At 64.4% G+C, this 8,599-nt stretch carries 11 protein-coding genes and 3 pseudogenes; 10 read left to right on the forward strand and 4 right to left on the reverse strand.

Annotated elements, in window-relative coordinates; all coding sequences use genetic code 11:
- Positions 1 to 498: 498 nt before the first annotated feature.
- Positions 499 to 657, forward strand: coding sequence for a hypothetical protein (locus EBE87_RS29555; protein WP_408887768.1), 159 nt, complete (start codon positions 499 to 501; stop codon positions 655 to 657).
- 57 nt (positions 658 to 714) lie between these two features.
- Positions 715 to 1,077, forward strand: a pseudogene (locus EBE87_RS30610) (transposase); the annotation flags it as partial.
- Between the two features lie 617 nt (positions 1,078 to 1,694).
- Here EBE87_RS30610 and EBE87_RS26845 read toward each other — a convergent pair.
- Positions 1,695 to 2,690: pseudogene (locus EBE87_RS26845) on the reverse strand (IS110 family RNA-guided transposase).
- A 116-nt stretch (positions 2,691 to 2,806) separates the two neighbouring features.
- Between EBE87_RS26845 and EBE87_RS30110 the strand changes: the two are divergent.
- Together EBE87_RS30110 and EBE87_RS30615 are read left to right on the forward strand one after the other, a co-directional pair.
- Positions 2,807 to 3,061: a hypothetical protein gene (locus EBE87_RS30110; protein ID WP_233553418.1), complete on the forward strand. Its 255-nt coding sequence runs from the start codon at positions 2,807 to 2,809 to the stop codon at positions 3,059 to 3,061.
- Between the two features lie 209 nt (positions 3,062 to 3,270).
- Positions 3,271 to 3,468, forward strand: coding sequence for a hypothetical protein (locus tag EBE87_RS30615; protein ID WP_367605426.1), 198 nt, complete (start codon positions 3,271 to 3,273; stop codon positions 3,466 to 3,468).
- Here the strand turns inward: EBE87_RS30615 and EBE87_RS28850 are convergent.
- Together EBE87_RS28850 and EBE87_RS26855 are read right to left on the reverse strand one after the other, a co-directional pair.
- Entirely contained in the window at positions 3,430 to 4,164 is a 735-nt protein-coding gene (locus tag EBE87_RS28850; protein WP_147426195.1) for a hypothetical protein, read from the reverse strand. The two genes, EBE87_RS30615 and EBE87_RS28850, sit on opposite strands and share 39 nt — an antisense overlap.
- A complete protein-coding gene (locus tag EBE87_RS26855) occupies positions 4,161 to 4,826 on the reverse strand; it encodes a ParA family protein (protein WP_158601029.1) in 666 nt (221 codons plus the stop codon). Before EBE87_RS26855 ends, EBE87_RS28850 begins: the two co-directional genes overlap by 4 nt.
- A gap of 532 nt (positions 4,827 to 5,358) precedes the next feature.
- Between EBE87_RS26855 and EBE87_RS30715 the strand changes: the two are divergent.
- The 6 genes and pseudogenes from EBE87_RS30715 to EBE87_RS30420 form a co-directional block, all read left to right on the forward strand.
- Positions 5,359 to 5,565, forward strand: a pseudogene (locus EBE87_RS30715) (IS66 family transposase); the annotation flags it as partial.
- A 222-nt stretch (positions 5,566 to 5,787) separates the two neighbouring features.
- Positions 5,788 to 6,006 (forward strand): IS66 family transposase, encoded by a 219-nt coding sequence (locus EBE87_RS30720; RefSeq protein ID WP_120640488.1) that lies wholly within the window; start codon positions 5,788 to 5,790, stop codon positions 6,004 to 6,006.
- 393 nt (positions 6,007 to 6,399) lie between these two features.
- The gene (locus EBE87_RS29240) at positions 6,400 to 6,561 is read left to right on the forward strand and encodes a hypothetical protein (protein WP_158601031.1); all 162 of its coding nucleotides are present in this window, start codon (positions 6,400 to 6,402) and stop codon (positions 6,559 to 6,561) included.
- Positions 6,562 to 6,590: 29 nt separating this feature from the next.
- The gene (locus EBE87_RS26875) at positions 6,591 to 7,148 is read left to right on the forward strand and encodes a serine integrase family protein (RefSeq protein ID WP_233553419.1); all 558 of its coding nucleotides are present in this window, start codon (positions 6,591 to 6,593) and stop codon (positions 7,146 to 7,148) included.
- Between the two features lie 200 nt (positions 7,149 to 7,348).
- Positions 7,349 to 7,672, forward strand: coding sequence for a hypothetical protein (locus EBE87_RS30620; RefSeq protein WP_367605427.1), 324 nt, complete (start codon positions 7,349 to 7,351; stop codon positions 7,670 to 7,672).
- Positions 7,673 to 7,961: 289 nt separating this feature from the next.
- On the forward strand, positions 7,962 to 8,093 hold the full coding sequence (locus tag EBE87_RS30420; protein ID WP_267898287.1) for a hypothetical protein: 132 nt from the start codon (positions 7,962 to 7,964) through the stop codon (positions 8,091 to 8,093).
- 200 nt (positions 8,094 to 8,293) lie between these two features.
- Here EBE87_RS30420 and EBE87_RS30125 read toward each other — a convergent pair.
- Positions 8,294 to 8,599: integrase core domain-containing protein (locus EBE87_RS30125; protein ID WP_233553421.1), on the reverse strand; the 306-nt coding region annotated here is incomplete at its 5' end.

An 8,599-nucleotide genomic window follows, 5' to 3' on the forward strand; every position in this document is an offset into this window, starting at 1 on the left:
ATGACCGCTGCGCCCACACCTTCATGTCCGCCATCTGCCTCGCCGCCACCGTCCTCTTCTGGATCAAGGAGGCCTGAGCCTAGGGCAGGCAGGTACGATCATCCCACCCGACTACCCGGAGGTGGAACGCTCGGGAAGGCTGGCGACCGGCCAACCTGACGGTGCCTTTGCAGGTCGTCCCTCGGTTGGCAGGGCCTGGGCCACTGAGAGGCGCAGGACCGAGCCCGTCGCATGCCCACGCCCTGTACCAAGCGGAGATCCTGCTTGGCGGCCACCCACGCCTCGCCGCGCCACGCGCCTGCTGATGGCAAACAGCGAAATACCCACTGAACTCGACCGCGCCTTCGTCATGCGCCTGCTGGGCGAGCTCCCTGTGCTGCAAGCCACAGTGGCTGTCGCGAAGGGCATCGCCCGGCTGCTGCGGCGGCAGAGCGACGACAGGCTCGATGCGGTACTGACGAGGCCGTCTCTACCCCTCTCGCGAGCTTTGTCGCCGAGTTGCGCAAAGACATCGCGACTGTGCAAGCCGCACTTGAACTGCCGTGGAGTACCAGCCCCGTCGAGGGCCAGATCAACCGGCTCAAGATGATCAAGCGCACCATGTACGGCCGCGCGGGCTTTGCACTCCTCCATGCCCGCGTCCTCCAGGCGGCATGACAACCATCCAGCAGCCGGAAGGTGCGGGAGATTCCGGCTCTGAGTGGCAATCAACAAGGCAGGCTCCTGATGGTGGCTGTCTCGCCTGCCTCGCTTCATGACAGTCGCGGCGGGGCTGCGTTGGTGGCCGCATCTCGGCGGCCATGGCCGTTCCTATCTCGGTGCTTTGCTGATCGCGCTTACGCCGGATCTCGCGTGGCCAATGCCGCACCTGTCGCCGTCACTCTCGTCAGCAGCCCGCTCGGCCAGAAAGGCTTCGCTGTGCAGCCACGGCGCTGGGTTGTGGAACGATCCTTCGCCTGGATCGGTCGATGCAGCCGTCTGGCGCTTGATCATGAAGCCACCACCAGTTCCGCTGTAGCCTTCTTCACCCTCGCTGCCGTCATGCTCCTCGTCCGGCGACCGGCGCGGCCGTTATGAAGCGGGATTGCTCTGTTGAAACCTTGCTGGCAGGTGGAGCGCTGGGAGGGCATTTGGGGTCTGGGTGCGAGATCATCGATGCGCTGAATGACGAAGTCGGCGGTACGGGTCGCGCGTGAAGCGCTGACCGCTGGGCGGCGGAGCTTTCCTACCTATGGCAGCCGGACCTCCCGGCATGACTTCACTCAGGCGCAACTTTTCGCGCTGCTGGTGCTGCGTCATTTTCTGCGCACCGACTACCGTGGACTGGTGACCGTGGTGGCCGACTGGCAGGATCTGCGAAAGGCCCTGGGGCTGCGGAAGGTGCCGCACTATTCCACTCTGGCCTATGCCGCGCGCCGTCTCCTGTCAGAGGCGAAAACGTATGGCCCCCGTCGGCAAGCGGTTTCTAAGATCTGGCTCAGGCAGTCTGCATCAACGTATCCGGTCTCAGGGTCGAGCCCTGGCCAAGATGGAGATCCGCGCGTCCCGGGCCTCATAAAGAGGCCGGCATCAGGTGCCATTTTTCGCCAAAGGCTTATGGAACACCGGTCGACTGTCAGGCCATCTCACGTCCACCACCCGCAGACCTCCTACAGCCCCTGACGCCGGGTGCGCGCCATAGGCCGAACTTGTTTCTACGCTGCGGTAGGCCGCATGGCAGCGAACTCTGACTTGTTCCGCAGCAGGGCCCAGGCCATGCGTGCCAGCTTGGCTGCGAGGGCGACTACGACTGTGTTGCCGTGGGCGCGGGCGAGGAGACCTCGCAGCCAACCACCCAGCGGGGTTGCCGTGCGTGATAGCGACGGGAGGGCCGACCGTGTGCCCTGGATCAGGAGCTTGCGCAGGTACTTGCTGCCACGCTTGGTGATGCCGAGCAGCTTCGGCCTGCCGCCGGTGGTCGCCTGCCGCGGCACGAGGCCGAGCCAGGACGCAAGGTCACGGCCGCGCCCGAAGGTCTCGCCGCTGCCGACGGCAGCCACCAGTGCGGTCGCGTTCAGCACACCGATGCCCGGGATCGTCGCCAAGCGCCGGGCCGCGGGATCGTTGCGGGCATCCCGGCGAAATCCTCGTCCAACGCGGCGATACGCTCGTCAAGCCGATGCCACTGCTCCGCCATGTCCTCCAGGAGCTGCCCTACCCTGGCGCTCACGACCGGAACCTCCGCTGCGAGAATGTCAGTCAGCGCATCCTGAGCTTGCCACCCCCTGCGCGACGGTGATACCGCGCTCGAGCAGGATGCTGCGCATCTGGTTCATCAGCGCGGTGCGCTGCCCTACAAGACGATCGCGCGCCCCGTGCAGGATCTGCACGTCGAGTTGCTCCTCGCTCTTGAGCGCGCCAAACCGCATCGTCAGCCGGGTCGCAGCCTCAGCGATCGCCTCGGCATCCCGGTCGTCATTCTTCTGCGCCTTGACGTAGGGCCGCACTTATTCCGGCGACATCAGGCGCACCTCGTGGCCCTGGCTCGCCAGCTGCCGACCCAGATGGTGCGCCCCACAACACGCTTCCATCGCCATGATACAGCCCTGTGCCTTGGCCGCGATGCTCTCCCGGCGCATGCGCCGCCGCACCACCATACGGCCAGACGCATCCAGCCCTACCAGGCTGCAGCTGTTCTTGCCGAGGTCAATCCAAGAACCTGAATGTCCATGTTCCGTCTCTTTTCCGGTGGCTCCAGGCAGGCTACGCGAAAGAGGGGCGGGCCATTCCATAAAGGGGGGCCTTCCACCATACCCACGTCGTCATCGTGGAGCGGGCCCGGTCCATTGGCCTGATTGACGCCTCGCCCGCCGCGGCAGTGGATGCGACCGGGCTGGAGACGCGGCATGTTAGCGAGCATTTCAGCAAACGCCGTGGCGAAGGCAAGGGCATGGACCACCGGCAACGGGCTTGGCCCAAGCTCACTGCAGTTCTCCACATCCACTCCAATCTGATCATCGGCGCGGTCACCGGCATCGGCCCCAGTCAGGACTGGCCGGACTTCACACCCGCCATGCGCTAAGCCGCATCGTTCATGGATCTGAGCACGGTTCTGGCCGATGCTGGTTACGACACCGAGCACAACCATTGACTATGCCATGATGAACTCGGCGTCGGGCGCAACATCATTGCCTTGAATTAACGGAAAACTGGGCGGCGTGGCCGAAGACGCCCTACAGGCGTGCTCTCCGCCAGCACTTTCCTCGCCTCCTTTACCACCAGCGCTGGCACATCGAGAGCGGCTTCAGCCAGCACAAGCGCCGCCTGAGCTCAACGCTGACCGCACGCGGCCGCCAAGCTCAAAGCCGCGAGTTCGTCCTGCGCGTCCTCACCCACAACCTCATGATCCTCAGATCGTCAGCAAGAAGGCTTCAACAGAGCAAGCGGGCTCTAAGAGCCGCGCTCACCTTGCGGTCGCAATACTTCTAACTGAACATTTAGGTCCGCGATCTCCTGATCAAGCTCGACCAGCCTCGCAGCGACGCCCTCACGCTCGTTCAGAAGGGCATTCAGGCGTGTTTCTATTCTAACTAGGCTGACGGTGGCCGACGGCTCAGACGCGTGCTCGATCAAGATGCGCGGAATTTTATGCTTTCGAAGCTCAGCCTTAACCGCGACTATTTCGGCCCGCGTGACATCGGAACGTAGTAAGCCACGCTCTTTGACGAGGTCCTGCCCTTCTGGGGGCAGAGTGCTGATTTCGTATAGCAGCGTATAGGATGGAGATCTCTCCAGGGGGATGCGGAGGTCTTCCGCAAGTTCGGCCGCACGGCGCAGTTTGGTAGCCACGCTATCTGAGAAGGGGAACAGACGCTCGCTACCCTTCCGGAGCGCGAGGTACTCGTCTGGAGACAAGGTCCGAGACAGGTCTAGCAGCGTCCGGCCGATTAGAAGAGCAGCGATCTGCGCCTTACCCCATTGGTCAAGGATGCGTGTGCGAGCCTCGACGACCTTTCGAAGAGTGTCTTCGGAGACTCGTAAGCCAGAAAAAATGTCCGCCACAATATCTCGGCCGGCGTCTGAGACAGCCGCCAGTGCCTTGCCTTGATTGCGCCGGTCATCTCCGGCCATCAAATTCATGTCCTCGGCGCCAGCTCGCTTCTTGAGAGACGGCAGCTTGCTCACAAACCTAGCTCCCGGCGGACATGCCTCCATACGTCCTGCATGACCTCGCCTCCTTTGGATCGGTCGTAATCCACTACAGCCAGCCCAGACGCGAATGGACTGGCGATATCCTCTAGAAGGGGCACTTCGACGGGGGCGACCCGGCCATGGCGGTTCAAAGCCGACCGGGCCGATGCGAACGACCTTGTGCGCCGATTCGCCTTGTTCAACACGAACTCGCCGCGCACTCCGCTCTCAGATAGAGTTGTCCAATATGGAACTACGCTCTCTAAATCGTCTGTAGACGCGCTGGTCGGCAGCAAGACGTAATCAGCCTGTCGGCAGAGACTGATCATATCTGCAAGCCCATGCTCGATACCGGGTGCCGTATCGACGATGGCGAGATCGCGGCCTGTGAAGTCCAGGCTCGCCCACTCCTCTACCGATGAGGCTATCACCTCACACTCGACGAGTTGGGGGAATTTTTCACGGGCCGCTTCGCGACGGTCCGACCATTTTTTGAACGTACGCTGTGCGTCCTGATCAACGCCCACTACGTTTAAACCTGCTTGACGAGCAGCAACGATCAAGTTGCGGCTAAGGGTACTACGTCCACAGCCACCTTTCGATCCGCCAAGAACCAGCACCTTACACTGCTTCGCCGGCGCCTTCTTCGCAGCCATCGTACTCTCCCATGCGCATTCAGGCACCATCGCAGAGCTTCGGCTTAGCGACAATCCACATCCCAAGGTTTCCCTCGGGAAAAAATGTCCGAAACGGTTATAATTATGCTGAGCGGGACAGCCACTAGCATATGTGCATTGCCTCGCCTGACTTGCTCCTGAGGCTGGTCGTTGCCTCATCCAACATGCTACCGATCTGCGGGGGTTGGGATGAGGCGGGTGAGCGTGACAACGCGGAATGGCCTAGTGGCGGTGGGAGCAGCCCAGTATGCCTGGTCAAGTCGGTTGGAACGCAAGCGAATCCTCGACGAGTTCGCGGCGGCCACGGGCTACCATCGCAGGCACGCGCTGCGCCTTTTGCGCGGGCAGTGGCCGGATCGGCGAAGACGCCGGTACCGTGTCTACGGCGCGGCGATGCGCGGAGCGCCGATCGTATTGTGGCAGACTTCCAATAGGGTCTGCGGCAAGCGGCTCCGGCCGATACCACCGGTAGTGGTCCAGACCATCAAGCGGAACGGTTACTTGCAACTGGCGCCGGAGGCGCACGGCGGCCACTCTCTCGCTGCTCCACACCCTTATCGCGGCACATGTCGTGACAGCGGAGCTCCTGCACGGAGACGGCACCACGGTGCCGCTGCTGGCCCGTGGCAAGACGGTCACCGCCCGGCTCTGGACCTATCTGCAGGACGACCGACCCTTTGCCGGACCGGCGCCTCCGGCCGCGGTGTTCTACTTCTAGCGCAGCTGCACCGCCGAGCACCCCAAGCTACATCTGGCAGGTTATGTAGGGATCTTGCAGGCCGACACCTATGCCGGGTTCAGCGACATCTGCCCGTCCGCCGCAAGCCTCGGCAGATCACGGAGGCGGCGTGCTGGGCGTGTTTCCGGCGCAAGGTATTCGAAGCTGGCGGAGGTCGCCCGCACGCTGCTGGCGGCGGAGGCCGTGCGCCGAATCGACTAGGTGTTCGAAGCCGAGCGGGCGGTGAACAGGTCCTCAGCAGAGGACCGCTGCAGCACCGGCAGAGCCGTCGTGGCCCCGCTCGTTGCCAATCTCCAGGCCTGGATGTTGGAAACCCGCGGCAGGTTGTCGCGCCACAATGACTTGGCGAAGGCGCTGGACTATGCCCTCAAGCGCTGGCCTGCATTCACCCAGTTTCTCAGCGACGGCCGGGTTGTTTGACGAACAACGTCGCCGAACGCAACCTCCATGGCGCGCTCCTTGGCAAGAAAGCCTGGCTGTTCGCAGGCAGTGACAAGCTGGCGGCATAAGGCTGCGGTCGTTCCACTCCAGGCGTACTGGATGCGGATCATCGATGTCCGGCATCCGACTGCGGGCGAGGCAGCGTATCCTGGGTCGTGAAGGCACCTGGCCAATCGAGCCACGGTCTGAGCGCGCATGCCGCCCAAGGTGAACGCAGCGATGATCCGGGTTTGGGCGGATCTGCTGCTGCGGTAGGCGACATGCGGCGGCGTGGTCGGGAGGATGCCGGATGACGCCCCTACCATCGAAGGTCGAGCATCGCCACGTCGAGCTCCGCGCCCTCGTTTATGTGCGCCAGTCCACCCGCAGCAAGTGCTGAACACCGCCGAGAGCACCGGGCGGCAGTACGCGCTGGCCGAACGCGCGCGGTGGATGGGCTGGCCGGAGAAATTGGTCCGCGTCATTGACGAGGACCTCGGCCTGTCAGGGGCGAGCAGTGCGGGCCGCGCCGGGTTCGGCGCCTCGTCGCGCTGATCGGACTGGGTGAGGTCGGGATTGTGCTCGTGACGGAGGTCTCGCGCCTGTCGCGTCTCAACAGTGACTGGCACCGCGTCATCGAGCTCTGCGCACTGTTCCGCACGCACATCGCCGACGAGGATGGCATCTACGACCAGCGCAACCCGAGTGACCGACTGCTGCTCGGGGTGAAGGGCAGCTTGTTCGCGGCCGAGTTACACGTCCTCCAAGCCTGGATATGGGGCGCACTCCTGAGCAAGGCAGAGCGAGGCGAACTCACGGTGGCGCTGCCCGTCGGCTATCGGCGACGACCCGAGGGGGCTGTGGTGCATGATCCGGACGACGCGGTCCGGCTCGCGATCGGATCGGTATTTGAGCGGTTCGCCGCCCTCGGCAACGCCCGCGCCGTGCTGCGGCACTTCCTCGACCATGGCTTGGCATTCCCGCGACTGGTCGGCTCAGGACCGGAGATGGGTCGAATCGTCTGGGAACGGCCGATCTATCGCATGATCCACCGGGTGATTACTAATCCTGCTTATGCTGGCAGCTTCGTCTATAACCGGTGCCGCGAGGTAGTGGCTGTGGGAGCCCGCCCGCCGGCGTGACCCGGCGCCTGCCTCCAGAAAAGTGGGCGATCGTCGTACCGGGCGTCTATTCCGGCTACATCAGCCACGAGACGTTCCTTGCCAATCGTGCGACGCTCGGGACCAACCGCTATAACTTTGCCGCCAAGGGCCGAGGTGCCGCGCGCGAGGGGGCAGCACTACTACAAGGGCTCATGCACTGCGGCCGCTGCGGGCGGCATATGGGCGTGAGCTGCGGACGCCAGCGGCCACGGTACGAATGCCGCACCGCCCAGACCCACCGGGCCGAGCCAGTGTGCCAATCGTTCGTCGCACCGGCTGTCGATGCGCTCATCGTTAACTCGTTCCTCGACGCTGTCCGTCCGGCGGTCCTCGAGGCCACGCTCGTCACACTCCACGATCTCGGGCGCGAGCGCAGTGCGGTGGACCGGCAATGGCAACTCCACCTCGAACGTGCGCGCTATGAAGCCCGCCTGGCAGGACGCCAGTACGACGCGGTGGATCCCGACAATCGCCTTGTCGCGCGCGGACTTGGGCGTCGTTGAGAGGCAGCGCTCGCCGAGGTTGCCCGGCTCGAGGGCGAATACGATCGGCGGCGGGAAACCGAACTCCGCTCCCTCGACGATCTCGAGGCGCAAGAAGTTCGGCGCCTCGCCGCAGACCTGCCCGCGCTCTGGCGCGCCAACACCACGACAACCGCCGATCGCAAGCGGCTCCTGCGCCTCGTGATCGCCGCTGTCACTCTCACTGTCGGTCGCGGCCGCACCGGCGCCGAAGTGGAGGTGATCTGGAGTGGGGGAGGCGCGCACGTCTTATAAGACGAAAAGCCCCGGCATGAGAGACCATCTGCGAACCGAAGCGGGCACGCTCAACACCCTTCGCGATCTCACCTCCCGCATGCCGGACCACAAGGCCGCCACGGCGCTGAACGAGGCCGGGCTCCTCACTCGACAGGGTAAGCCCTGAACCGCTGCTCGCGTCACCTCGATGCGGGGTTGCCCCCGTATCCCTACTGCCTGCCCGGCGGACAGCGGCGGCCACACCTCGCGAGCGGACGGGTTCGTCCCGGCGCGGGAGGCAGCGCGGCGCCTCCGCCTTACCCTCAGCGGTCTGCACCTCTGGGCCCACCACGGTGTCTGGCCTGCCCCATCGAACGGTGCCGGGTGTTATGAGAGAGCTGCCCCGCGCCATGGCGCGCCCGGCTGGGCGTGCCGGAGCGGAGCGGAGGCAAACCCAGTAAGGTGAGGCAACACCGTTTTCGGCGCTGGCGGGCGGTAGCCCAGAGCGCTGTGCGGGCGGACCGTGTTGTAGTGCCGCCGCCAGCGCTCGATCAGCACCTCGGCCTCGCGGAGCGAGCAGAAGATCTCCCGGTCCAGCAGTTCGTCGCGCAGCTTGCCGTTGATGGGGTGGACGGCCCCCGCTCCTGATAGCGCATGTTGTAAGGTGCCTGCTGTCATCCACTTCCACTGCAG

The organism is Teichococcus wenyumeiae (genome assembly GCF_003696345.1).
Classification (GTDB): Bacteria; Pseudomonadota; Alphaproteobacteria; order Acetobacterales; family Acetobacteraceae; genus Pseudoroseomonas; species Pseudoroseomonas wenyumeiae.